The sequence below is a fragment of the Streptomyces sp. NPDC046860 genome (genome assembly GCF_040645115.1).
Classification (GTDB): Bacteria; Actinomycetota; Actinomycetes; order Streptomycetales; family Streptomycetaceae; genus Streptomyces.
Map to the genome: position 1 here is coordinate 36,016 of NZ_JBEYXQ010000016.1, position 21,212 is coordinate 57,227.

The following is a 21,212-nucleotide window of genomic DNA, read 5'->3' on the forward strand; positions in this document are numbered from 1 at the left end:
CGGCGACAGCCGGGGGTGCCCTGGCACTACCCCGGCCGCGGCGGCTTTAAGCGTCCGCCGGGACCTCGCTGCCCTCGCGGACCGCGGAGGTGTCCCCTTCCGCCGTCTTTGCCCGCCCGGACGGGGCGCGCTTGGCCCCGGAGCGTGCCTCCTCGGCGGCCCGGTCGGGCTTCTCCGGGGTGACGAAGCGGTATCCCACATTGCGGACGGTGCCGATCAGCGACTCGTGCTCCGGGCCGAGCTTGGCCCGCAGCCGCCGTACGTGCACGTCCACGGTGCGGGTGCCGCCGAAGTAGTCGTATCCCCAGACCTCCTGCAGGAGCTGGGCGCGGGTGAAGACGCGGCCGGGGTGCTGGGCCAGGTACTTCAGCAGCTCGAACTCCTTGAAGGTCAGGTCCAGGACCCGGCCCTTCAGCTTCGCGGAGTAGGTGGCCTCGTCCACGGAGAGGTCGCCGTTGCGGATCTCCATGGGGGAGTCGTCGCTGACGAGCTGCTGGCGGCCCATGGCGAGCCGGAGCCGGGCCTCGACCTCGGCCGGGCCGGCGGTGTCGAGCAGGACGTCGTCGATGCCCCAGTCGGCGGTGACGGCGGCGAGCCCGCCCTCGGTGACCACCAGGACGAGCGGACAGCCCGGTCCGGTGGAGCGCAGCAGCTGACACAGGCTGCGCACCTGGGGGAGGTCGCGGCGGCCGTCGACGAGGATGACGTCGGCGCCCGGGGTGTCGACGAGAGCGGGACCCTCCGCCGGGGCGACCCGCACGTTGTGCAGCAGCAGGCCGAGCGCGGGGAGCACCTCCGTCGACGGCTGGAGGGCGTTGGTCAGGAGCAGCAGAGAACTCATACGTCTGGTTCCTCCTCGGTCCCTGCGAGGACGTATCCGGTGCGGTACATGCTCTGCGTTCCCGTCGGCCCCGTATACCGGCGGCACGCCCGCCTCGTATACAACGCGTCCGAAAGCACAAAAGGACCCGGGGGCAACGCTGCCCGAGTCCTCTGCCCAGCAGAATAGCCCACATGAGCAACCGTCCGGCAGGTCATGCGGCACGTTCCACCATTCGTCCGAATTCCGAGACGGGCCAAGACCCCGCTGTCCGGACTTTTCTCCGTACGGCGGACGGAATTCCGGTGGATTCCGTATACGATCCCGGCCCCGCCGTATACGGAACGGGTCCCGCCGAGACCGTCTTCGTGGTGGCGCACGGCTTCACCGGGGACGTGGACCGGCCGCACGTGCGCCGGGTGGCCCGCGCGCTGGCCGCGTACGGGGCGGTGGTGACCTTCTCCTTCCGGGGCCACGGCGCCTCCGGCGGGCGCTCCACCGTGGGCGACCGGGAGGTGCTGGACCTGGCGGCGGCCGTGGAGTGGGCGCGCGGCTTCGGGCACGCGCGCGTGGTGAGCGTCGGCTTCTCCATGGGCGGCTCGGTGGTGCTGCGGCACGCGGCGCTGAACCCCGGCACGGTCGACGCGGTGGTCTCGGTCAGCTCGCCCGCCCGCTGGTACTACCGGGGCACCGCGCCGATGCGCCGGCTGCACTGGCTGGTCACCCGTCCCTCGGGCCGCCTGGTCGGCCGCTACGGCTTCCGCACCCGTATCCACCACCGCGACTGGGACCCCGTCCCGCTCTCCCCGGTGGAGGCGGCGGCCCGGATCGCGCCCGTCCCGCTGCTGGTGGTGCACGGGGACAGCGACGGCTACTTCCCGCTCGACCACCCCCGGATGCTCGCGGACGCGGCCGGGGAGGCGGGCGAACTCTGGCTGGAACCGGGCATGGGCCACGCCGAGAACGCGGCCGGGGACGAACTGCTCGCCCGGATCGGCCGATGGGCGCGGGAGCGCACCGGGCGGGGGACGGACTAGCCTTGGCGGCACCGTCTTAACCTTTCAATTTCCCGCCGTCACATGAGGAACGAGATGCCCGAGGTCACGGTGCGCTACTGGGCCGCCGCCAAGGCCGCGGCCGGGACCGCCGACGAGGCGTACGACGCCACGACGCTCGCCGAGGCGCTGGCCTCGGTGCGCGAACGGCACCCCGGCGAACTCACCCGCGTGCTCAAGAGGTGCGCGTTCCTCGTCGACGGCGCTCCCGTCGGGACCCGCGCGCATGAGACGGTACGGCTGGCCGAGGGCGGCACGGTCGAGGTGCTCCCGCCGTTCGCAGGAGGATGAGGCGTTGAGCGACCAGCAGTCGTACGAGGGCGGCCCCTACTCGGGGTACGACCCCTACGGGCAGCGGCAGGCACCGGGGAACTGGGCCCCCGCCCAGGGACAGCCGCAGTACCCGAACCCCTACGCCGAGCCCTACGGCACCCCGCAGGCGCCCTCCGGGTACGACCAGGCCGCCCAGCAGTGGCAGGGGCAGACCTGGGACACCCAGAACCACGCCCGGATGCCGGTCGCGGAGCAGCCCTACCCCGCCCCGCAGGCGCCCGGGGCACCCCGGCCGGCGCAGGCTCCCGCGGACCCCGTCCCGGCCGAGGGCCTCACCGCCGCCGACCGGGCCCGCATGGAGGGCCGCCCGCAGATCGTCGAGCCCGGCATCCAGCCCGCCGCGCTCACCGCGCTGCTCGGCGCACTGCTCGCGGTGGCCGCGCCGTTCGGCTCGTACGCCCTGGTCGTGCCGCTGGTGCTGCTCCAGGCGGTGACGGCGGCCGGGTGGTTCCGGCTGAACGGCATGTGGCCCGCCCGCCAGGGCATCGCGCTGGCCTTCCTCGGCGGTCTGGCCGCCGACGCGGCGGTGCTGGCGGCGGGCCGCGCGCACGCCCCGGCCGCGATCCTCGGCCCGCTGGGCATCTGGGTCCTGCTGTCCCTGGTGCTCCAGCTCCGCTCGCACGCCTCGCCGGACGAGCGGATGTACGGCCTGATGGTCACGGTCGTCTCCTCGGCCCTCGCCATCCTCGCCACCGGCTTCCTGGGCGCCTCCGCGCACGCGGTGTCGGTCGGCGCGGCGGCGGTCGCGGTCGCCGTCCTGGCCCGCGCGCTGCCCCTGCCGACCCCCGTCTCGGTCGTCGTCGCCCTGCTGGCCGCGGCCGGTGCCGGTCTCGCGGCCGGCGACCTGACGGGCCTGGGCACCCAGGGCGCGGCCCTCGGCGCGGGCGCGGCGGTCTGCGCGCTCATCGGCCACCGGGTCGCCTCCTACGACTACCCCTCCCGCTTCGTCCACCTGACCGCGGGCGTCGCGCTCCCGCTCGCGGCCGCGGCTCCGGCCGTCTGGCTCCTGGGCCGGGTCTTCGCCTGACCGGCCGTACGACCGGCCGCCCGGCCGGAGGGCGATTTCCGGCCGGGGCCTGACGGGAAAACGTCTGCGGCAAAGGCGGGAAAAGCCGCACTCCGCCGCCTCCCCGTCACAGGTGATCCACAATTCCCCCTGCGCCGCCCCCGGCGGGGCTACGGTTGCGGCGCCGGAACCTCCGTCGCCGTCCTCTGGGGAGAACATGCGCGCCCTGCGAATAATCCTGATACTCGTCGTGGTCCTGGGCGGGCTCTTCGTGATCGCGGACCGGGTGGCGGTGCACTTCGCCGAGGGCGAGGTGGCGGACCGGGTCCGGGCGCGGGAGAACCTCGCCTCGGCGCCGGACGTGGACATCCAGGGCTTCCCGTTCCTCACCCAGGTGGCGTCCGGTTCGCTGGACGACGTGTCGCTGGGCATCAAGGACTACTCGGCGCCCACCGGCACCGAGGGCCGCACGATCCGTATCGACGACCTGAAGGCCGACCTGAAGGACGTCGAGTTCTCCGGCGACTACTCCTCGGCCACCGCCGCCACCGCCAAGGGGAGCGCGACCATCGCCTACGACCAGCTGATGAAGGCCGCCAAGACCGAGCCGACCGAGCTGGCGCCCGGTGTCACCGCCCAGATCACCGGCCTCGGGGGCGGCGGCAACGGCAAGATCAAGGTCTCGGTGAAGCTCGGCATCCCGGCCGTCGGCATCGAGCGCACGATCCCCGTGCTCAGCTCGCTGGAGGTCAAGAACGGCAAGGTCGGGGTGCGTGCGGACTCGCTGCCCGTCATAGCGGGCGCCAACCTGGCCGACGGCACGTTCCGCCGGATCACCGACTTCCAGCAGGCGCTGGACCAGCTGCCGGGCGGGATCGCGGTGGACAGCGTGGAGGCCACGGCCGACGGCGTGCGGATCGGTGTGACGGGTTCGGACCTGAAGCTCGCCGGGCAGTAACCCGCGACGCCCCGCACCTCGCCTCGCACACCTGTCCGGCTGGCGAGACGCGCCGTCCACCCCGCAGTGGTGCGGCGGACGTGAAGACCGACGGAAGCGCCCGGCGGCCCGGTTTCCGGGCCCCAGGGCGCTTGCCGCGTTCCGGGAGGCCCGCACCCCGCTCAGCATGCGGACGATCGCGTCTCACCATGCGACACGTCGGTGACACGTGCGCCCGGACCTCCCTACGATCGACGGCATGAAGCGACAGGCGGATCTCACGAAGCGGCGGGCAGTGGACCTGTGCCGCGTTGCCGCCATGCTCTGTCGCCCCTTCTGAGCGGAAGTCACCGCACTTCCGCATCTCCCGGCCGCCCTGCTGGAAGGGCCTACGTGCGCCGCCGCCCTTTCGTGTGCGCGCACCCGTCTCACCGCACGCCACCGTGACTGCCCCGGAGGAGAAAAGCATGAGCCGCAGCGACGTCCTGGTCGACGCCGACTGGGTGCAGGAGCACCTCGACGACCCGACCATCGCCCTCGTGGAGGTGGACGAGGACACGTCCGCCTACGAGAAGAACCACATCCGCAACGCGATCCGCATCGACTGGACCAAGGACCTCCAGGACCCGGTCCGCCGCGACTTCATCGACCAGGAGGGCTTCGAGAAGCTCCTCTCGGACAAGGGCATCGGCAACGACACCCTGGTCGTCCTCTACGGCGGCAACAACAACTGGTTCGCGTCGTACGCGTACTGGTACTTCAAGCTCTACGGCCACGACAGCGTCAAGCTGCTCGACGGCGGCCGCAAGAAGTGGGAGCTGGACGCCCGCGAGCTGGTCCCCGGCGACGAGGTGCCCGAGCGGGCCAAGACCGACTACAAGGCCAAGCCGCAGAACACCGCGATCCGCGCCTTCCGCGACGACGTGGTCGCCGCGATCGGTAACCAGAACCTGGTCGACGTGCGCTCGCCCGACGAGTTCTCCGGCAAGCTGCTCGCCCCGGCCCACCTCCCGCAGGAGCAGTCGCAGCGCCCGGGCCACGTGCCCAGCGCCCGCAACATCCCGTGGTCGAAGAACGCCAACGACGACGGCACCTTCAAGTCGGACGACGAGCTGAAGGAGCTATACGCCGCCGAGGACGTCGACCTCGCCAAGGACACCATCGCCTACTGCCGCATCGGCGAGCGCTCGGCGCTCACCTGGTTCGTGCTGCACGAGCTGCTGGGCGTGCAGAACGTCAAGAACTACGACGGCTCCTGGACCGAGTACGGCTCGCTGGTCGGCGTGCCGATCGAGCTGGGCGCGGCCAAGTAAGCAACCCGACCGACCTTCTGGTCAGACCCCTTACGGAGAAAGACATGTGTGGAGCGAAGGCCGGCGGCCCGGACGCTGCGACGATCAAGCCCGGGGAGACCACGATCCAGGGGCAGGTGACGCGTGACGGCGAGCCGGTGACGGGCTATGTCCGCCTGCTGGACTCGACGGGCGAGTTCACCGCGGAGGTCCCCACCTCCGCCACGGGGCAGTTCCGCTTCTACGCCGCCGAGGGCACGTGGACGGTACGCGCGCTCGTGCCCGGCGGCAGCGCCGACCGCACGGTCGTCGCCCAGCAGGGCGGTCTGGCCGAGGTCGCCATCGCCGTCTGAGACGCGCGCGGACGCGAGGCGGCCGGGGCAGGGGCCGCGCCCACCGGGTTGGACACCTGGGGCGCGGCCCTTCCGGCTGTCCGGCCCTACTCTGGACACATGTACGCACGGCGGCGTCGCTGGTACTTCGTGATGATGGGGATCTGCGTCGTCCTCTTCGTCCTCGCCTGGGCGGTGGTCCGGCTCTGGTCCGTCCCGGCGGCGGTCGGGATGTGCCTGTTCGCCATGGTCATCCCGCCGGTCGCCGCGATGGTCGCCAACCGCCGCGGCCCCGAGGACCGCTGGTGGGACGCCCCCTCCGGGGACAAGCAGTCCGACGAGTGGTGGGACGAACTGGACGGCAAGAAGCCCCCGCGCTCCTAGACGGCGTCCTGGCGGTCGTCGAGGAAGCCGAGCAGCACGGCGGCCTCCGCGCGCAGCCGCGCGACCCGCTCCGCGTGCGCGGGCGCCGTCAGCAGCGCGGCCGCGTCCAGGCGTTCGGCGGCCTCGGCCCGCACGATCTCGCTCACGCCGCCCTCGCTCAGCTCACGCCGGGCCGCCTCGGTGGCCCCCGCTCCGGCCGGCGACTCCTCGATGGCCGCGCCCCGGACCACGGCGTCGTCCACGGGCACCGCCTCGGCGTTGTCCAGCGCGGCGAGCGTCGAGCGCAGTGCGCTCACCGCGGCCTTGTCGCGGGCACGCATCGCTTCCGGAAGGGCCTGGCGCATACGCAGACGTAGGGACATGCCGGGGACCCTAGGGCCGTGCCCGGGTCCCGCACAACGGGAAATCAGTAGACGAGGGCCTGCGTCCCGTCCGCCATGACCTCCTGCAGGAAGACCTGCGCGCCCGCGATCCGCACGCCCTCCAGGACGTCCGCCTCGCCGATGTCCCGCCGCACCGCGCACTGCGTGCACAGCGTGACCCGCCCCGCCGTCAGCACGGACTCCAGCAGGTCCTGCAACGGCGCCGCGTGCGGCAGCTCGAACTCCGCCGCCCGCCCCGGCAGCGCGAACCACGCCGACTCCCCGGTCAGCCACAGCGACACCTCGACCCCACTGGCCACGGCCACACCGGCCACGGTGAACGCCTGAGAACACCGCTCCGGGGCGTCGGCACCGGAGGTCACCTTGATCACGAGCTTGTTCGCCATGCGGCGATCGTAGTGCGGCCGGTCCCCGCGGACCCCGGGATACCGGCCCTCGCCAGGAGACTCCGGCGCAGGCCGCGTAAGCTGAGCGCGGCTCTGTCGTACGTCCACTTCCGCTCAAGGAGCACACCCGTGGAGATCTTCTTCGAACTGCTGCTGGTCCTGGTCTGCGTCGGCGTGATCGCCTTCGCCGGACTGACCGTGAAGAAGCTGTACCAGGGCCAGCGCTGAAGTAACGCCCCAGAACCGACCAGGAACGGCCGCTCATGATCGAGATCCCGTCTGACCTGCACAAGGACCTCGTCCCCCTCGCCTTTCTGCTGGGCAACTGGGCGGGCGCGGGTGTCCACGACTTCCCCGGCTCGGAGAAGTGCAACTTCGGCCAGGAGGTGACCTTCACCCACGACGGCCGGGACTTCCTGGAGTACAGCTCCCGCACCTGGGTCCTCGACAACGAGGGCAACAAGGTCCGCCCGCTGGAGTCCGAGGCCGGCTTCTGGCGGATCGACGCCGAGCGCAAGATCACGGTCACCATGACCCGCGACGACGGCGTGGTGGAGATCTGGTACGGCGAGCTGGCGGACAAGAAGCCGCAGATCGACCTGGTCACGGACGCGGTCGCCCGTACCCCGGAGTCCCCGGCGTACACGGGCGGCAAGCGCCTGTACGGCTACGTCAAGGGCGACCTGATGTGGGTCGGCGAGAAGCAGACCCCCGAGGTCGAGCTGCGTCCGTACATGTCGGCCCAGCTCAAGAAGGCCGTCACCCCCGAGGACGTCGAGCGCTGGGCGAAGGACCTGCCCGAGGACATGCCGGACGACGGCATCGCGTTCTTCAAGTAGGCCCGCGCCCACGGCCGCACGGCGCCCCGTCCGAGCGGGGCGCCCGGCCCGGTCGGCCCTACACTGCCAGTGTGGTGAGCACCGACTGGAAGACCGATCTCAGGCAGCGCGGTTACCGGCTGACGCCGCAGCGGCAGCTCGTGCTCGAAGCCGTGGACGCGCTCGAGCACGCGACGCCGGACGACATCCTCGTCGAGGTCCGCAAGACCGCCTCCGGGGTCAACATCTCCACCGTGTACCGCACCCTGGAGCTGCTGGAGGAGCTGGGGCTCGTCAGCCACGCCCACCTCGGGCACGGCGCCCCCACCTATCACCTCGCCGACCGCCACCACCATCTCCACCTGGTGTGCCGGGACTGCGAGAACGTGATCGAGGCGGACGTCGAGGTCGCCTCCGACTTCACCGCGCGGCTGCGCGAGCAGTTCGGGTTCGACACCGACATGAAGCACTTCGCGATCTTCGGCCGCTGTGCCGACTGCACGATGAAGAGTTCAACCACCCCGTCGTAGGCTGGCCCGTATGAAGAGCCCCCTGCTGTCCCTGCCCGGCGCCGTTCCCGCCGAGGGCGTGGACGAAGGCGTCGCCGCCCACTACGGCGACCTGTTCCGCGAGCAGCGCGCCCTCGCCGACGGCACCGGTTTCGTCGACCTCTCCCACCGGGGCGTCGTCGCCGTCACCGGAGCGGACCGGCTGAGCTGGCTGCACCTGCTGCTCACCCAGCACGTGAGCGACCTGCCGGCCGGCGAGGCCACCGAGGCGCTGGTCCTCTCCGCCAACGGGCACATCGAGCACGCCCTGTACCTGGTGGACGACGGCACGACCGTGTGGGCGCACGTCGAGCCCGGCACGCAGGAGGCGCTGATCGCCTACCTGGAGTCGATGAAGTTCTTCTACCGCGTCGAGGTCGCCGACCGCACCGCCGACTTCGCGGTGGTCCACCTCCCGGCCGGCTCCATCGCCGCGGTCCCCGACGGCGCGGTGGTCCGCGAGACCCCGTACGGCCGTGACCTCTTCCTGCCGCGCGAGGAGCTGGAGGAGTTCGCCGCCCGCTCCGGCCCGGCCGCCGGCATCCTCGCCCACGAGGCGCTGCGGGTCGAACAGCACCGGCCCCGCCTCGGCTTCGAGACCGACCACCGCACCATCCCGCACGAGCTGGGCTGGATCGGCACCGCCGTCCACCTGCAGAAGGGCTGCTACCGGGGCCAGGAGACGGTCGCCCGCGTACAGAACCTGGGCAAGCCGCCGCGCCGCCTGGTCTTCCTCCACCTCGACGGCAGCGACGTCCACCTGCCCCCGGCCGGCACCGAGATCCGCCTCGCGGACGACGGCCCGGACGGCCGCAAGATCGGCCTCGTGACCACTTCCGTACGCCACCACGAACTCGGCCCGGTGGCCCTCGCCGTCATCAAGCGCAACACCCCCACCGACGCCCGCCTCCTGGCCGGAGACACGGCAGCGGCCCAGGAGACGGTGGTCGAGCCGTAGGTGAGCGGCAGAACGGTCCTGCGGCACCTCGGGGACATGTGTCCGCCGGGCGGCGCCGTCCGCTGACCCCGCCTAGGGCCTGTCTTCCGGATCTTGCCGGGGTCGCGGGCCCTGGCACGCACGTCTGCCGCGTTGTCGTCGGTTGCCGACGCTCCGCGTCGACGCCCTCCTCCGCCTTGCAGCCGCACGCACCAGACCCCGCTCGGGTCGGCCCGAAGGCACCGTCGGCCCGAGCCGGCCTGATCCGGAAGAAAGGCCCTAGACCTCGACCAGGATCGTGAACGGGCCGTCGTTCACCAGGGACACCCGCATCTGGGCGCCGAAGCTGCCCGTGGCGACCGTCGCGCCGAGGGTGCGGAGCTGGGTGACGACCTCGTCCACCAGGGGCTCGGCTACCGGGCCGGGGGCGGCCGCGTTCCAGGTGGGGCGGCGGCCCTTGCGGGCGTCCCCGTAGAGGGTGAACTGGCTGATGACCAGCAGCGGGGCGTCGATGTCGCTGCATGATCTCTCGTCGGCCAGCATCCGCACCGACCAGAGTTTGCGGGCCAGTTGGGCCGCCTTCTCCTTCGTGTCCTCGTGGGTCACGCCGACCAGGACGCACAGGCCCTCGCCCTCGATCGCGCCCACCGTCTCGCCGTCCACGACGACGCTCGCGCCGTCCACCCGTTGCACCACCGCACGCATGCGCCCCATCATGCCGTGCGGCCGGGCCGCGCCCGTCCAGGGGGCCCGCAACAGATCAATACCCCCCATCCAGGGCCGTTCGGGGGCAGTCGGTCACATAGCGGCCACCGGGGGTGGCACGATGCTCCCACACGCCGGTCGAGGGGACGGTCCACCGCACATGAGCACACCGAGCACCAGTGGTCCGGTCACACACAGGCCGCCCGCACAGCGCGCCGACAGCCCGCCGAGCCCGCCGCCCGAGGAACCGGCCCCCTCCGTCCTCGCCCCGCTGAGCCTGCCCGAACTGCGCGCCCTGCGCCGGGACGCCCAGCGCGACGAGGCCGACCTGAGCTATGTCCGCCGGCTGCTCCAGGGCCGGATCGACATCCTGCGGGCCGAGCTGGCCCGGCGGGGCGGGGCCCGGGTGCCGGAGCCGGTGGACGGGTCCGTGGTGGAGCGGCTGTCGGAGATCCTCGCCGACGGCCCGGCCCGCCACCGCTCCTCCGCCCGCCACGTCACGCTGGGCACCCCGCACAGCGAGGAGTTCGGCAGGCTCGCGGCGGAGATGCTCGCCGAGGTCGAGCTGTCCGACCTCACCGCCCGCACGAGCGCCGAACTCACGGACGCGATGGCCCGGCTGACCCGGTACGAGCAGGAGATCTCCCTCCGCCGCCAGGGACTCCAGCGCACCGCCGACGACTGCGGGGGCGAGATCGCGCGCCGGTACCGGGCGGGCGAGGCCCAGGTGGACGACCTGCTGGCCTGAAGGGCCGGGGCGGCGGGAAATGCGGGCGACACGGGGCGGCCCCGCGCCTACGGTGACCCCATGATCGACGTACGCCCCGCCGCCGAGGACGATTTCGACAACTGGCACCGCGCCCTGGACACCGGATTCCTCCAGGACCCGGTGATCACGCCGGAGCAACGAGCCGCCAGGCTCCGTCAGTTCGAGCCCGGAAGGCTGCTCGGCGCCTTCGACGCCGGCCGCTGTGTGGCCACCTTCCGCTCCTTCGCGCAGGAGGTCACCGCGGTCGGCGGCGCGTACGTCCCCGCGAACGCGATCTCCAACGTCACCGTCTCCCCGACCCACCGCCGCCGGGGCCTGCTCACGCGGATGATGCGCGAGGACCTGGCGGCCGCGCGGGAGCGCGGTGACGTGGTCGCCACCCTGATCGCCGCCGAGTACCCGATCTACGGCCGGCACGGCTTCGCCCCGGCGACCTGGGCCACCAACTGGACGGTGGACGTGAGCCGTTCGGGGCTCGACCCGCGCTGGTCGGGCCCGGAGGACGGCGGCCGGATCGACCTCGTGGACGGTGCCGACGTCCGCGCGCTCGGCCCGAAGCTGTCCGAGCGGGTGCGCGCGGTCACGCCGGGCGCGATCGGGCGGGACGAGCTGTGGTGGGACGCCCGTACCGGGGTGGCCCGCTTCGGCCGGGACTGGACCGAGCCGTTCTTCGCGGTGTACCGCTCGGCGTCCGGCGAGGTCGAGGGCATGGTGTCGTACCGCAGCGAGAACAAGTGGGAGGGGCAGCAGCCGTACGTCGCGGCCAAGGTGGAGTGGCTGACCGCCGCGACCCCGGCCGCCGAGGCCGCGCTGTGGCGGTACCTGTGCGCGATCGACTGGATCACCCACGTCAAAAGCGGCTGGCGGGCCCCCGACTCCCTGCTGCCGTTCCTCCTGCCCGACGTGCGCGCGGCCCGCGTCGAGACGTACACGGACTGGCTGTGGCTGCGGCTGCTGGACGTCCCGCGGGCGCTGGAGGCGCGGACCTACGAGCGGTCCGGCTCACTGGTGCTCCAGGTGCTGGACGAGGACGGCACATCGGGCGGGCGGTACCGGCTGGAGACGTCTCCCGAGGGCGCCTCGTGCACCCCGGAGGCCGGTGCGTCCGCCGACCTGACCCTGCCGGCGGCCGAACTCGCCTCGGTGTGGCTCGGGGACGGCTCGCTGACCCGGCTGGCGGCCCTCGGCCGCGTCCAGGAGGAGCGGGAGGGCGCCGCCCGTACGGCCGACGCCCTCTTCCGCACGTCCGGGCGGCCGTGGTGCCCGGACTCCTTCTGACCGCGATCGGCGGTCGCTCATCCGCGGCGTGCCGTGCTGATGTGCCGGTATTCGGTTGTGGCTGTGCGCGTGTTCAGTTGTGACTGTGCACTCCCGTGGCCGCCGCTGCGCCGGGCTTCCCGGCTCCCCTCCGGAAGGGGAGCCCGGCATGCCGCGGCCACCGGGAGTCTTCCCAGCTGAGTGGGCTGACCAACGTACGCGGAAACAGAGCCGTCCGGGAGTGGTATCAGGCCAACTCCTCAGCAGATAATGCAAGATGACGTGAATTCACGGTATTCCGGCAACGGGCCGTGATGCCCATGGGGCGGGTCGTCCTCCCGGTCCCGATGGGCCGCGCCGGAACGGATTCCCGCTGCTCGCCTCGACGGGCGGTCGGGCCAACGCGACGCCTCCTTCGTGGAACAGTCCCGGAACTGGTTCGAGGCCCTCTGGGAAACCATCGCCACGGACCTGACACTCTCCTGGTGACTTCTGAGACGACGGAGACGACGCCGCACGAGCCGGCGACGACCGAGAAGGCCGGGAAGCAGACCGCGGACGAGACCGCGAGGCTGAGGGAACTGACCGGCGCGCGGGCCGTGCTCTGGGACTTCGAGGGCCCGGTCTGCCGCCTGTTCGCCGGGCGCCGGGCGCGGGAGATCGCGGCCGGTCTGGTGGAGTGGCTGGCCGGGCGCGGGCTGGACGGGCTGCTCACCGAGGAGGAGCGCGCCACCTCCGACCCGCAGGTGGTGCTGCGTGCCGTGGACCGCCGTCACCCCGGCAGCGACCTCGTCACCGAGCTGGAGGAGCACCTGACCCAGGAGGAGCTGCGCGCCGCCGCCACCGCGTGGCCGACCGCGTACGCCGATCCGCTGATCCGGACCTGGAGCGCGGTGGGCGCCAGGCTGGCCGTCACCACCGGGTACTCCTCCCGCGCGGTGAGCACGTACCTCGCCGGCCGGGGCCTGAGCGACTGCTTCGCCCCGCACGTCCACGGCCGCACCACCGGGCCGGACCACCTCACCTCCGACCCGCACCGGCTGCGCGAGGTCCTGCGCGCGCTGGACGTGGACGCCGCCGGTGCCGTGCTGATCGGCAGTACCCCGCAGGCCGTCTCCGCCGCGGGCGAGGCGGGCGTCCGTTTCCTCGGTCACGCGGCCAACGAGGACGGGGAGCGCCTCCTGCGCGCGGCGGGCGCGGACCTCGTACTCACCAGCCTGGAGCCCCTGCTGAGGGCGCTGAGGGACGCGGGCTCGGCCGTGAACGGCTCGGCCTCCGCGCATCGGACGGGCCGCGCCCGGGGCTGACACGGCCGAGGTCTCCCCGTGCCGCGGCGACATGGGGAAGGGCCGGCTTCCCGGCCCGACCGGCCGCCGGGCGCCGAGGGGCGGCCGCGGCGCGCCGTCCTCCGGGCGAAGCCGCCCCCCATGCCCGATGCTGAAGGGTGATGCTGCTCTTCCTCGACATCGACGGCCCCCTCATCCCCTTCGGCGCGCCGGACGCCTCGTACCCGGTGTTCGGGCGGGGGGCCGGTGTGCCGCCGGGCGGGGGTGGGCATCCGTTGCTCGGCCGGGTCGATCCGGGGCTCGGGCCGAGGCTGGCGGCGCTGGGGTGCGAGCTGGTGTGGGCGTCGACCTGGATGGACGACGCCAACGCGGTGCTCGCGCCCTGGCTGGGGCTGCCGCCGCTGCCGGTCGTGCCCTGGCCGGACGAGGTGGAGCCGCCCGCGCTCATCCACTGGAAGACGCGCCCGCTGGTCGACTTCGCGGCGGGGCGGCCGTTCATCTGGATCGACGACGAGATCACGGAGGCGGACCGGGCGTTCGTCGCCGTCCACCACCCCGCCCCGGCCCTGCTGCACCGGGTGGACCACGACTACGGGCTGACGGCGGCGGACTTCACCACCCTGCGGGAGTGGCTCGCGCGGCACCCGTCGGACTGACGCTCAGGCGGCCGACCGCTCCCCGGCCCACCGGCGCCGCAGGTGGGCCTCGGTGATCGCGGGCGGGGCGTACTCCATGTCGAGGGCGCCGACATCGGTGCCGGGCGGCACGACCGCGTCGATCCGGTCCAGGATCTCGTCGGACAGGGTGACCTTGTCACCCGCGAGGAGATCGTCCAGCTGCTCCATCGTGCGCGGGCCGATGATCGCGGAGGTGACGCCGGGGTGGCTGATCACGAAGGCCAGCGCGAGGTGCGTCAGGGACACCCCGGCCTCCTCGGCGACCGGGATCAGCCGCTCCACGGTGTCCAGCCGGCGCTCGTCGCGCAGGTACCGGAAGCCGTAGGTGGAGCGGTGGGTGTCGGCGGGCCGGTCCTTGCGGTAGCGCCCGGTGAGCATGCCCCCGGCCAGCGGGCTGTAGATCAGCGTGCCCATGCCGTACCGCTCGCACACGGGCAGGACCTCGCGCTCGATACCCCGGTTGAGCAGGGAGTACGTCGGCTGTTCGGTACGGAAGCGCTGGAGCCGGTGGTGTTCGGCGACCCACTGCGCCTCGACGATGTCGGAGGCGGGGTAGCCGGAGGTGCCGATCGCGCGGACCTTGCCCGCGCGCACCAGGTCGGTGAGGGCGGAGAGGGTCTCCTCGATGTCGGTGTCCGGGTCGGGGCGGTGGATCTGGAAGAGGTCCACGTGGTCGGTGCCGAGCCGGCGCAGCGAGTCGTCCAGCGCCCGGGTCAGCCAACGCCGGGACGCGCCCTGCATGTTGGGGTCGGCGCCGTCGGCGTTCATCGGCAGCCGCGCCTTGGTGGCCAGCACGACGGAGTCCCGCCGCCCCTTCAGCGCCTTGCCGACGATCTCCTCCGACTCCCCGTACGAGTACATGTCGGCGGTGTCGATGAAGTTGATCCCGGCGTCCAGCGCCTTGTGGATCATGCGTACGGAGTCGTCGTGGTCCGGGTTGCCGACGGCGCCGAACATCATCGCGCCCAGGCAGTACGGGCTGACCTTCATTCCGGTGCGGCCCAGCGTGCGGTACTTCATGAGTCTCCTCCCATCCGCGGTGGCCAGGGCCCGCCGCGGCGCGTTACGCTCACGAAAACGGAACGGTGTTCCGCAATGAACGATACGGAACGCTGTTCCGGTTAGCAAGTGGAGGTCTGGCATGACCGACGCCGAGCCGTCCCGCCCGCGCCTGAGGGCCGACGCGCGGCGCAGCATCGACACGCTGCTCACGGCCGCCGCCGAGGTGTTCGCCGAGTCCGGTGTCGACGCGCCCGTACGGCAGATCACCGCCAGGGCGGGCGTCGGCGCGGGCACCCTCTACCGGCACTTCCCGCAGCGCTCCGACCTGATCGCGGCCGTCTTCCGCCACGAGGTCGACGCCTGCGCCGAGGCCGCGCCCGCGCTCGCCGAGGCCCACGAACCCGTCGAGGCCCTCCGCCTCTGGCTGCTGCGCTTCACCCGCTTCATCGCCACCAAGCGCGGCCTCAGCGCCGCCCTGCACTCCGGCGACCCGGCCTACGACAGCCTCCCCGCCTACTTCCAGCACCGCCTGGTGCCCGTGCTGGAGGGCCTGCTCGGCGCGGCGGTGGAGGCGGGCCGTGTCCGCGGCGACGTCGGCCCGGACGACCTCCTGCGCGCCGTGGCCAACCTGACCGTCCCGGCCCAGGACGACGACGGCCACACCGCCCGCATGCTCGCGCTGCTGATCGACGGGCTGCGCTACGGGAGCGGGGCGGCCTGATCGCGGAGGGCCGGCGGGCGCTGCCGGACCGCTTCCCGGCCGCCCCCGTGACACCGGCCCGCCCCGCGCGCCCCGCGCCGCCTTACTCCGGCGCCGTCGACGTGAAGTCGTACGCCGCCCAGTCGAACAGCTCGCGGTAGCCCAGGCGTTGGTAGAGGGCGTTGCTGGTGGGATTCGAGCGGTCGGCGAAGAGGACGACGTCCTGGGCGCCGGCGGTCCGGGCGGCCCGGCTGACCGCGGTGGTGACGGCGGCCGCGTAGCCGTGGCCGCGCAGGTGGGCCGGGGTGTAGACGATGTCGACCTGGATCTGGCCGCCGATCAGCGGGTTCATGCCCGCGACCGAGACCGGGGTGCCGTCCGGGGTCTCCCAGAGGGTGTAGCGCTTGTCGGCGTAGCGGGTGTCCGGCCAGGACCCGGCGTCCACGGTGACGTCCTCGCCCACGGCGGCGGCGAACGCGGCGCACCAGTGGACGGCCTCGTCGAGATCCCCTTCGCCCAGGACGCGCGCCCGGCCCGCCGGGTGCGGCTCGGGCGGGGTGAGGGTGCCGAGCCGGTAGAGGCGGAGCCGCACGTCACGGGGGGTCGCCGCCGCGCCGGTGTGCCGCTCCCACGCCTCGGCGAAGGCGGTGGCGGTGTCGTGGTCCGCGCTGACGGAGGCGGGGCTGTGGCCGAGAGCGGCCAGGCGGGCGGCGAGGGAGTCGGCCTGTGCGGAGGTGAGCGGGGAGAGGCCCAGGGCGCGCGGCGGCAGCAGGTAGAAGGTGCCCGTGACCTCGCCGTCCTCCTCCAGCGTCCCGAAGAGGGGCGGCCGGGCGAACGACTCCGCCCCGCGCACCCGCACCCGCTCGGCCCAGGTGAGCTGCATCAGGTGCTCTCCGGGCCGGGACCGCAGGAACCCTCCGGCCCGGGCGAGGAATTCGTCGACGTCGTCGGTGAGGTGCCAGTCGCTCGGTCGCATGCCTCATGCTTCCGCACCCGCGGCGGGGGGCGGGCGGTTTCCCGCCAGGGCGTAACCCCTCCGTCACGCCCCCGGTACAACACTTTTGCAAGCAGGTGCTTGCAAAAGTTAGCGAGAGTCGGCATGGTGGAGGCATGGCATCGCTCAACGTCGGCAATCTCGGTGAGTACCTGCGCGAGCAGCGGCGCAACGCACAACTGTCGCTGCGGCAGCTCGCCGACGCCGCCGGGGTGTCGAATCCGTACCTGAGCCAGATCGAGCGCGGGCTGCGCAAGCCCAGCGCGGAGGTCCTGCAGCAGGTCGCCAAGGCGCTGCGGATCTCCGCCGAGACGCTGTACGTCCGCGCGGGCATCCTCGACGCCGAGCGGGACCGGGACGAGGTCGAGACGCGCGCCGTCATCCTCGCCGACCCCTCGCTCGACGAGCGGCAGAAGCAGGTCCTGCTCCAGATCTACGAGTCCTTCCGCAAGGAGAACGAACTCGGCGGCGAAGGCCCCGCAAGGTCCGGGGAGCCCGCAGGCACGGAAGCGCAGCCGAGCGACACCCCCGTGGGCGGCACCCGCACGGACGGCGGCAGCGATGCCGGTCCGCGGCGGACGGCCGGATGAAGCCGGACCAGGGCTCCGGCCACCGCACGCGGACCACACCGACCTCAGCCGAACGCGAATCCGGGAGGACCCTCACCATGGCCATCACCGACGACCTGCGCAAGACCTTCAGCGACCCGACTCCGCTCTACTTCGCCGCCGGTACCGCCGATCTCGCCATCCGGCAGGTCCGCAAGGTGCCCGGTCTGGTCGAGCAGCTCCGTGCCGAGGCCCCGGCCCGCATCGAGCAGGTGCGCGGCACCGACCCGAAGGCCGTGCAGGAGCGGGCCACGGCGCGCGCCAAGGAGGCGCAGGAGACCATCCAGACCAAGGTCAACGGGTTCATCGGCACCCTCGACGTCGACCTGAAGAAGGTCGGCGAGACCGCCCAGGACCTCGCCCTGCGCGGTGTCGGCGTCGCCGCCGAGTACGCCGTCAAGGCCCGCGAGGCCTACGAGAAGGTCGCCGAGCACGGCGAGCAGGCCGTGAAGACCTGGCGCGGCGACGCGGCCGAGGAGATCGAGGACCTCGCGATCGCCGTCGAGGGCCGGCCCGAGCCCGGCACGGTCAAGGAGGCCCCGAAGCCGGCGGCCGCCACCGGTCCGGCCGTCACCGAGCCCGCCGCCAAGAAGCCCGCGGCGAAGAAGCCGGCCCCGGCCGCCGCCCGCAAGCCCGCCCCGGCGAAGAAGCCGGCGCCCCCGGCCAAGTGACGGCGCAGGGCGGCAGAGGTACGGGCCGGGCACCATCGGGGTGCCCGGCCCGTTCTGCGGGTAGCGTGACCGCGAGACACAGGCAGCGATCCAGAAGGCAAGGGCGGTGGACGACGTGCTGATGTTGGGCTTCGAGGGGTTCCTGGGACTCCTGAAGATCGTCCTCATGGCGCTGGCCGCGTTCGGACTGATCGACGCGGCCTTCCGGCGTGAGGACGCGTTCCGTGCGGCCGACAAGCAGAACAAGATCTTCTGGCTGATCATCCTGGGCATCGCCCTCGTGGTCAGCTACCTGTTCTCGCTCCTGTCCATCCTGCCGATCGCGGGCGCCATCGCCAGCATCGTCTACCTGGTGGACGTCCGGCCCGCCGTGAAGCAGCTCTCCGGCGGCGGCCGGGGCGGCTGGCGCAAGGGCAGGGGCCGGGGCGGCAGCAGCAGCGACGGCCCGTACGGCCCGTACAACGGCGGTCGCTGAGCGGCCCGCAGGCCCGGCGGGAGCACTTGCGCCAGCCGCCCCGGCGGCGGACCCGCTAGGCCACGCGGTCCAGCAGGACCACGGCCACGTCGTCCGTCAGCTCGTCGCCGTTGAGGTGCCTGACCTCGCTCACGGCGGCGCGCAGCAGTTCCTCGCCGCGCAGCCCCTCGGAGAGCTGGCGGCGGATCATCTCCACCATGCCGTCCTGGCCCAGGCGGGGGCCGCCGGGGGAGACGCGGCCCTCGATGAGGCCGTCGGTGTAGAGCATGAGGCTCCACTCGGCGCCCAGCTCCACCTGGGTGCGCGGCCAGCGCGCGCCCGGGAGCAGGCCGAGGGCGGGGCCGTTGTTGTCGAACGGCAGCAGCCGGGGCGCCGGGGACGCGCCGGGGCGGATCAGCAGCGGGGCCGGGTGTCCGGCCAGGCAGAGGCCCGCCCGGCGGCCGTCGGGGGCTATGTCCACCGTGCAGAGGGTCGCGAAGATCTCCTCGTCGGAACGCTCGTGCTCCAGCACCTCCTGGAGCGTGCCCAGCAGCTCGTCCCCGCACAGCCCGGCCAGGGTCAGCGCCCGCCAGGCGATGCGCAGCTCCACGCCGAGCGCGGCCTCGTCCGGGCCGTGGCCGCAGACGTCGCCGATCATGGCGTGCACGGTGCCGTCCGGGGTGCGGACCGCGTCGTAGAAGTCGCCGCCCAGCAGTGCGCGGGAGCGGCCGGGGCGGTAGCGCGCGGCGAAGCGCAGCGCGGCGCCCTCCAGCAGCGGCGTCGGCAGCAGCCCGCGCTCCAGGCGCCGGTTCTCCTGCGCGCGCAGCCGGCCCTCGGCCAGCCGCCGCTCGGCGGTGTCGGAACGCTTGCGCTCCACGGCGTACCGGATGGCGCGGCTGAGCAGCCGGCTGTCCAGCTCGTCGCGGAAGAGGTAGTCCTGGGCGCCCACGCGCACGGCCTCGGCGCCGCGCTCGGCGTCGCCGGAGGCGGTCAGCGCGATCACGGCGTGCCGCGGCGCCAGCTGAAGCACCTGACGGAGCACGGCCAGCTCGTCGCCGTCCTCGGTGTCGGCGCAGCCGGCGGCCGGGAGGGCGAGGTCGAGCAGGATGCAGTGCACGTCCGGGGTGAGCAGCCGGCCGGCCTCGGTGAGGTTGCGGGCGGTGCGGACGCGGATCGGCCGGCCGGCCGAGTCCCGCAGTTCGGGGACCAGTGCGCCGGACGGGTCGTCCTCGACGAGCAGCACGGTGAGCGCCACGCCGAGGGCGGCGGTGTCGCGGTGCGCCTCTTCGGTGAGGGCTACGGCGGAGACCTGCGCCGGTCCGCACTCGGCGGCCGGGACTGCTCTCTGCCGCGGTACGGGTACGGGCATCGTCCTGGTTCCTTCCCTCCCCCCGAGGGCACGGCTCGAGGGTCCTCGGGCCGCCGTCGGGTGACCCTAGCGGTACCGGGCGCCGGGACGGAATGGGGCGGGCCGTGGCCGGATCGCGTAGACCGCTGTCATATGCCTTGTTCCGTACGGCGGTTGGGCCGCCGGGGCGGGGGTGGGAGATGACGAAGCTCACTTGGTTCCACCCCGCCCCCGTGCGGTTGGTCACAGGGGGCGGTCCGGTGTGGCGGGGGTCACGCGTCGGGGCGTACGACTCCCAGGATCGGCATGGTGCCCGCGCCCGTCACGGTGACCGTGCGGCCGGGGCGCGGAGCGTGGATGATCTTGCCGTCGCCCACGTACATCCCGACGTGGGTGGCGTCCGCGAAGTAGATGACGAGGTCGCCCGGGCGCATCTTCGTCACGTCCACGTGCCGCAGATGCTTCCACTGCTCCTGCGAGGTGCGCGGGATCACGGTGCCCGCGTCGGCCCACGCCTGGGACGTCAGGCCGGAGCAGTCGAAGGAGTCGGGGCCCTCGGCGCCCCAGACGTACGGCTTGCCGAGCTGGGCGGTGGCGAAGGCGACCGCCCTGGCGCCGCCCGCGGAGGCGCTGTCGCGGGCCTTCTTCAGGACGCCGCTGTCCAGCCAGGCGGTCTGGGCGCGGTGGGCGGCCCGGCGCTCCAGCTCGGCCAGCCGCTCCATCTCCTGCTTCTGCAGCCGGGATTCGAGCTTCTCGGCGTCCTTGATCCGCTCCCGGACCGTCTTCTGCGCGGCCGCCTTGTCCTTGCGGTCCCGCTCCAGCTTCTTCCAGCGTGCGGCCGCGTCGTCGGTGTCCCGCTGCAGCTCCCGCTCCAGGCGGTCCGTCTCGGCGATCAGCTTCTTGGTGGCCCGCGCGCCGTTCAGCAGGGTGCCGGCGCCGTCCGCGAAGCGTTCGGGGTTGTCGGTGAGCAGGAAACGCGCCATGGGCGGCAGGCCGTTGTCCCGGTACTGGGCGCGGGCGGCGGCCCCCGCCTGGTTCTTCAGGTCGGCCAGCTCCTGGCGAGCCGCGTCGGTGCGCTTGTGGAGCGCGGCGAGCTGCGCGGACTGCTTGCGCACCTTCTCCTCGGCCGCGTTGTAGGCGTCGGTGGCGACGGCCGCGTCGTGGTAGAGGCTGTCGAGCTCCGCGCGGACCTTCTCCAGCTCCCGGTCGGGAACGGGCGCGGGGGCCGGGGTGGCGGGGGCGGGGGTCCGGGGGGTCGTGCGCGGGGAGGGTTCGGCGGGCGCGGCCGGTACGGAGGCGAACGCCGTGCCGGGCACCGCCAGTACGGTCACCGCGCAGACGACGGTCACGGCCGCGGCCAGCAGTCCGCGCTTGCCCCTACCCATCACGAGCCCCCCAAGCTGATTTACCGTCAGTAACTTACGGTCCGTCCGCAGGATCGTGCCACGATCCCGCGCGAAGTGACAGAGGTCGTACGAAGTCGTACTTCCCGGCCCTCCGCGTCTCCCGC

At 73.0% G+C, this 21,212-nt stretch carries 27 protein-coding genes and 1 pseudogene; 20 read left to right on the forward strand and 8 right to left on the reverse strand.

All coding sequences use genetic code 11. The features are described 5' to 3' along the window. Positions 1 to 46: 46 nt before the first annotated feature. The gene (locus ABZ898_RS21960; protein ID WP_361661365.1) at positions 47 to 841 is read right to left on the reverse strand and encodes a response regulator transcription factor; all 795 of its coding nucleotides are present in this window, start codon (positions 839 to 841) and stop codon (positions 47 to 49) included. Between the two features lie 173 nt (positions 842 to 1,014). On the opposite strand from ABZ898_RS21960, the gene ABZ898_RS21965 reads away from it, so the two are divergent. From ABZ898_RS21965 to ABZ898_RS22000, 8 genes are all read left to right on the forward strand, one after another. Then, a complete protein-coding gene (locus ABZ898_RS21965) occupies positions 1,015 to 1,857 on the forward strand; it encodes an alpha/beta fold hydrolase (RefSeq protein ID WP_361661368.1) in 843 nt (280 codons plus the stop codon). 54 nt (positions 1,858 to 1,911) lie between these two features. Next, positions 1,912 to 2,166: a MoaD/ThiS family protein gene (locus tag ABZ898_RS21970; RefSeq protein WP_361661650.1), complete on the forward strand. Its 255-nt coding sequence runs from the start codon at positions 1,912 to 1,914 to the stop codon at positions 2,164 to 2,166. 4 nt (positions 2,167 to 2,170) lie between these two features. Continuing rightward, entirely contained in the window at positions 2,171 to 3,235 is a 1,065-nt protein-coding gene (locus ABZ898_RS21975; protein WP_361661371.1) for a hypothetical protein, read from the forward strand. Positions 3,236 to 3,431: 196 nt separating this feature from the next. After that, positions 3,432 to 4,172 carry a DUF2993 domain-containing protein gene (locus ABZ898_RS21980; RefSeq protein WP_361661374.1) on the forward strand — a complete coding sequence of 247 codons (741 nt, stop codon included), beginning with the start codon at positions 3,432 to 3,434 and terminating at the stop codon, positions 4,170 to 4,172. A 238-nt stretch (positions 4,173 to 4,410) separates the two neighbouring features. Further along, on the forward strand, positions 4,411 to 4,491 hold the full coding sequence (locus ABZ898_RS21985; protein WP_350751515.1) for an Ms5788A family Cys-rich leader peptide: 81 nt from the start codon (positions 4,411 to 4,413) through the stop codon (positions 4,489 to 4,491). Between the two features lie 127 nt (positions 4,492 to 4,618). Continuing rightward, complete coding sequence (locus ABZ898_RS21990) at positions 4,619 to 5,464, forward strand: sulfurtransferase (RefSeq protein ID WP_361661377.1); 846 nt, start codon at positions 4,619 to 4,621, stop codon at positions 5,462 to 5,464. 44 nt (positions 5,465 to 5,508) lie between these two features. Further along, positions 5,509 to 5,796, forward strand: a complete 288-nt coding sequence (locus ABZ898_RS21995; RefSeq protein ID WP_361661379.1) for a DUF1416 domain-containing protein — start codon at positions 5,509 to 5,511, stop codon at positions 5,794 to 5,796. A 99-nt stretch (positions 5,797 to 5,895) separates the two neighbouring features. Beyond that, positions 5,896 to 6,159 (forward strand): DUF3099 domain-containing protein, encoded by a 264-nt coding sequence (locus ABZ898_RS22000; RefSeq protein ID WP_361661382.1) that lies wholly within the window; start codon positions 5,896 to 5,898, stop codon positions 6,157 to 6,159. Here ABZ898_RS22000 and ABZ898_RS22005 read toward each other — a convergent pair. Then, positions 6,156 to 6,479: a hypothetical protein gene (locus ABZ898_RS22005; protein WP_361661653.1), complete on the reverse strand. Its 324-nt coding sequence runs from the start codon at positions 6,477 to 6,479 to the stop codon at positions 6,156 to 6,158. The two genes, ABZ898_RS22000 and ABZ898_RS22005, sit on opposite strands and share 4 nt — an antisense overlap. 86 nt (positions 6,480 to 6,565) lie before the next feature. After that, positions 6,566 to 6,928 (reverse strand): DsrE family protein, encoded by a 363-nt coding sequence (locus ABZ898_RS22010; protein ID WP_361661384.1) that lies wholly within the window; start codon positions 6,926 to 6,928, stop codon positions 6,566 to 6,568. Positions 6,929 to 7,191: 263 nt separating this feature from the next. Here ABZ898_RS22010 and ABZ898_RS22015 point away from each other — a divergent pair, with 263 nt between their 5' ends. From ABZ898_RS22015 to ABZ898_RS22025, 3 genes are all read left to right on the forward strand, one after another. Beyond that, positions 7,192 to 7,767, forward strand: coding sequence for an FABP family protein (locus ABZ898_RS22015; RefSeq protein WP_361661387.1), 576 nt, complete (start codon positions 7,192 to 7,194; stop codon positions 7,765 to 7,767). 71 nt (positions 7,768 to 7,838) lie between these two features. After that, positions 7,839 to 8,276 carry a Fur family transcriptional regulator gene (locus ABZ898_RS22020; RefSeq protein ID WP_361661390.1) on the forward strand — a complete coding sequence of 146 codons (438 nt, stop codon included), beginning with the start codon at positions 7,839 to 7,841 and terminating at the stop codon, positions 8,274 to 8,276. Between the two features lie 10 nt (positions 8,277 to 8,286). Next, positions 8,287 to 9,252 (forward strand): folate-binding protein, encoded by a 966-nt coding sequence (locus tag ABZ898_RS22025; RefSeq protein ID WP_361661393.1) that lies wholly within the window; start codon positions 8,287 to 8,289, stop codon positions 9,250 to 9,252. A gap of 258 nt (positions 9,253 to 9,510) precedes the next feature. Here the strand turns inward: ABZ898_RS22025 and dtd are convergent, their stop codons facing one another. Next, a complete protein-coding gene (gene dtd / locus ABZ898_RS22030) occupies positions 9,511 to 9,936 on the reverse strand; it encodes a D-aminoacyl-tRNA deacylase (RefSeq protein WP_361661396.1) in 426 nt (141 codons plus the stop codon). 160 nt (positions 9,937 to 10,096) lie between these two features. Between dtd and ABZ898_RS22035 the strand changes: the two genes are divergently transcribed. The 5 genes and pseudogenes from ABZ898_RS22035 (at position 10,097) to ABZ898_RS22055 (ending at position 13,904) form a co-directional block, all read left to right on the forward strand. Then, on the forward strand, positions 10,097 to 10,684 hold the full coding sequence (locus ABZ898_RS22035; RefSeq protein WP_361661399.1) for an aerial mycelium formation protein: 588 nt from the start codon (positions 10,097 to 10,099) through the stop codon (positions 10,682 to 10,684). Between the two features lie 60 nt (positions 10,685 to 10,744). Beyond that, a complete protein-coding gene (locus tag ABZ898_RS22040; RefSeq protein WP_361661401.1) occupies positions 10,745 to 11,983 on the forward strand; it encodes a GNAT family N-acetyltransferase in 1,239 nt (412 codons plus the stop codon). A 369-nt stretch (positions 11,984 to 12,352) separates the two neighbouring features. Beyond that, a pseudogene (locus tag ABZ898_RS22045) lies at positions 12,353 to 12,451 on the forward strand (GntR family transcriptional regulator); the annotation flags it as partial. Beyond that, positions 12,448 to 13,269 (forward strand): HAD family hydrolase, encoded by an 822-nt coding sequence (locus tag ABZ898_RS22050; protein WP_361661404.1) that lies wholly within the window; start codon positions 12,448 to 12,450, stop codon positions 13,267 to 13,269. The pseudogene ABZ898_RS22045 and the gene ABZ898_RS22050, both read left to right, overlap by 4 nt. A 140-nt stretch (positions 13,270 to 13,409) precedes the next feature. Continuing rightward, positions 13,410 to 13,904 (forward strand): hypothetical protein, encoded by a 495-nt coding sequence (locus tag ABZ898_RS22055; protein WP_361661407.1) that lies wholly within the window; start codon positions 13,410 to 13,412, stop codon positions 13,902 to 13,904. Positions 13,905 to 13,907: 3 nt separating this feature from the next. On the opposite strand, the gene ABZ898_RS22060 is transcribed toward ABZ898_RS22055, so the two are convergent. Next, positions 13,908 to 14,945, reverse strand: coding sequence for an aldo/keto reductase (locus ABZ898_RS22060; RefSeq protein ID WP_361661410.1), 1,038 nt, complete (start codon positions 14,943 to 14,945; stop codon positions 13,908 to 13,910). A 121-nt stretch (positions 14,946 to 15,066) separates the two neighbouring features. Here ABZ898_RS22060 and ABZ898_RS22065 point away from each other — a divergent pair, with 121 nt between their 5' ends. Then, positions 15,067 to 15,648, forward strand: a complete 582-nt coding sequence (locus ABZ898_RS22065; RefSeq protein ID WP_361661413.1) for a helix-turn-helix domain-containing protein — start codon at positions 15,067 to 15,069, stop codon at positions 15,646 to 15,648. 82 nt (positions 15,649 to 15,730) lie between these two features. On the opposite strand, the gene ABZ898_RS22070 is transcribed toward ABZ898_RS22065, so the two are convergent. Then, on the reverse strand, positions 15,731 to 16,603 hold the full coding sequence (locus ABZ898_RS22070; RefSeq protein ID WP_361661416.1) for a GNAT family N-acetyltransferase: 873 nt from the start codon (positions 16,601 to 16,603) through the stop codon (positions 15,731 to 15,733). A gap of 134 nt (positions 16,604 to 16,737) precedes the next feature. Here ABZ898_RS22070 and ABZ898_RS22075 point away from each other — a divergent pair, with 134 nt between their 5' ends. From ABZ898_RS22075 to ABZ898_RS22085, 3 genes are all read left to right on the forward strand, one after another. Then, positions 16,738 to 17,211, forward strand: coding sequence for a helix-turn-helix transcriptional regulator (locus tag ABZ898_RS22075; RefSeq protein ID WP_361661418.1), 474 nt, complete (start codon positions 16,738 to 16,740; stop codon positions 17,209 to 17,211). Positions 17,212 to 17,288: 77 nt separating this feature from the next. Next, on the forward strand, positions 17,289 to 17,900 hold the full coding sequence (locus ABZ898_RS22080) for a hypothetical protein (RefSeq protein WP_361661421.1): 612 nt from the start codon (positions 17,289 to 17,291) through the stop codon (positions 17,898 to 17,900). A 106-nt stretch (positions 17,901 to 18,006) separates the two neighbouring features. Further along, a complete protein-coding gene (locus tag ABZ898_RS22085) occupies positions 18,007 to 18,375 on the forward strand; it encodes a DUF2516 family protein (protein WP_361661424.1) in 369 nt (122 codons plus the stop codon). 55 nt (positions 18,376 to 18,430) lie between these two features. On the opposite strand, the gene ABZ898_RS22090 is transcribed toward ABZ898_RS22085, so the two are convergent. Then, the gene (locus tag ABZ898_RS22090) at positions 18,431 to 19,723 is read right to left on the reverse strand and encodes a SpoIIE family protein phosphatase (protein WP_361661426.1); all 1,293 of its coding nucleotides are present in this window, start codon (positions 19,721 to 19,723) and stop codon (positions 18,431 to 18,433) included. Positions 19,724 to 19,974: 251 nt separating this feature from the next. Next, a complete protein-coding gene (locus ABZ898_RS22095; protein WP_361661429.1) occupies positions 19,975 to 21,087 on the reverse strand; it encodes an NlpC/P60 family protein in 1,113 nt (370 codons plus the stop codon). Positions 21,088 to 21,212 lie beyond the last annotated feature (125 nt).

Excerpts from the sequence above, each read along its gene's own strand:
- ABZ898_RS22060 (WP_361661410.1), bottom strand. The coding sequence starts at position 14,945 with ATGAAGTACCGCACGCTGGGCCGCACCGGAATGAAGGTCAGCCCGTAC.
- ABZ898_RS22065 (WP_361661413.1), top strand. The coding sequence starts at position 15,067 with ATGACCGACGCCGAGCCGTCCCGCCCGCGCCTGAGGGCCGACGCGCGG.
- ABZ898_RS22095 (WP_361661429.1), bottom strand. The coding sequence starts at position 21,087 with ATGGGTAGGGGCAAGCGCGGACTGCTGGCCGCGGCCGTGACCGTCGTC.
- ABZ898_RS21980 (WP_361661374.1), top strand. The coding sequence starts at position 3,432 with ATGCGCGCCCTGCGAATAATCCTGATACTCGTCGTGGTCCTGGGCGGG.
- dtd (WP_361661396.1), bottom strand. The coding sequence starts at position 9,936 with ATGCGTGCGGTGGTGCAACGGGTGGACGGCGCGAGCGTCGTCGTGGAC.
- ABZ898_RS22005 (WP_361661653.1), bottom strand. The coding sequence starts at position 6,479 with ATGCGTGCCCGCGACAAGGCCGCGGTGAGCGCACTGCGCTCGACGCTC.
- ABZ898_RS22070 (WP_361661416.1), bottom strand. The coding sequence starts at position 16,603 with ATGCGACCGAGCGACTGGCACCTCACCGACGACGTCGACGAATTCCTC.
- ABZ898_RS21995 (WP_361661379.1), top strand. The coding sequence starts at position 5,509 with ATGTGTGGAGCGAAGGCCGGCGGCCCGGACGCTGCGACGATCAAGCCC.
- ABZ898_RS22040 (WP_361661401.1), top strand. The coding sequence starts at position 10,745 with ATGATCGACGTACGCCCCGCCGCCGAGGACGATTTCGACAACTGGCAC.
- ABZ898_RS22015 (WP_361661387.1), top strand. The coding sequence starts at position 7,192 with ATGATCGAGATCCCGTCTGACCTGCACAAGGACCTCGTCCCCCTCGCC.
- ABZ898_RS22010 (WP_361661384.1), bottom strand. The coding sequence starts at position 6,928 with ATGGCGAACAAGCTCGTGATCAAGGTGACCTCCGGTGCCGACGCCCCG.
- ABZ898_RS22090 (WP_361661426.1), bottom strand. The coding sequence starts at position 19,723 with ATGCCCGTACCCGTACCGCGGCAGAGAGCAGTCCCGGCCGCCGAGTGC.
- ABZ898_RS22055 (WP_361661407.1), top strand. The coding sequence starts at position 13,410 with ATGCTGCTCTTCCTCGACATCGACGGCCCCCTCATCCCCTTCGGCGCG.
- ABZ898_RS21970 (WP_361661650.1), top strand. The coding sequence starts at position 1,912 with ATGCCCGAGGTCACGGTGCGCTACTGGGCCGCCGCCAAGGCCGCGGCC.
- ABZ898_RS22025 (WP_361661393.1), top strand. The coding sequence starts at position 8,287 with ATGAAGAGCCCCCTGCTGTCCCTGCCCGGCGCCGTTCCCGCCGAGGGC.
- ABZ898_RS22080 (WP_361661421.1), top strand. The coding sequence starts at position 17,289 with ATGGCCATCACCGACGACCTGCGCAAGACCTTCAGCGACCCGACTCCG.
- ABZ898_RS22075 (WP_361661418.1), top strand. The coding sequence starts at position 16,738 with ATGGCATCGCTCAACGTCGGCAATCTCGGTGAGTACCTGCGCGAGCAG.
- ABZ898_RS21965 (WP_361661368.1), top strand. The coding sequence starts at position 1,015 with ATGAGCAACCGTCCGGCAGGTCATGCGGCACGTTCCACCATTCGTCCG.
- ABZ898_RS21990 (WP_361661377.1), top strand. The coding sequence starts at position 4,619 with ATGAGCCGCAGCGACGTCCTGGTCGACGCCGACTGGGTGCAGGAGCAC.
- ABZ898_RS22000 (WP_361661382.1), top strand. The coding sequence starts at position 5,896 with ATGTACGCACGGCGGCGTCGCTGGTACTTCGTGATGATGGGGATCTGC.
- ABZ898_RS22035 (WP_361661399.1), top strand. The coding sequence starts at position 10,097 with ATGAGCACACCGAGCACCAGTGGTCCGGTCACACACAGGCCGCCCGCA.
- ABZ898_RS21960 (WP_361661365.1), bottom strand. The coding sequence starts at position 841 with ATGAGTTCTCTGCTGCTCCTGACCAACGCCCTCCAGCCGTCGACGGAG.
- ABZ898_RS21985 (WP_350751515.1), top strand. The coding sequence starts at position 4,411 with ATGAAGCGACAGGCGGATCTCACGAAGCGGCGGGCAGTGGACCTGTGC.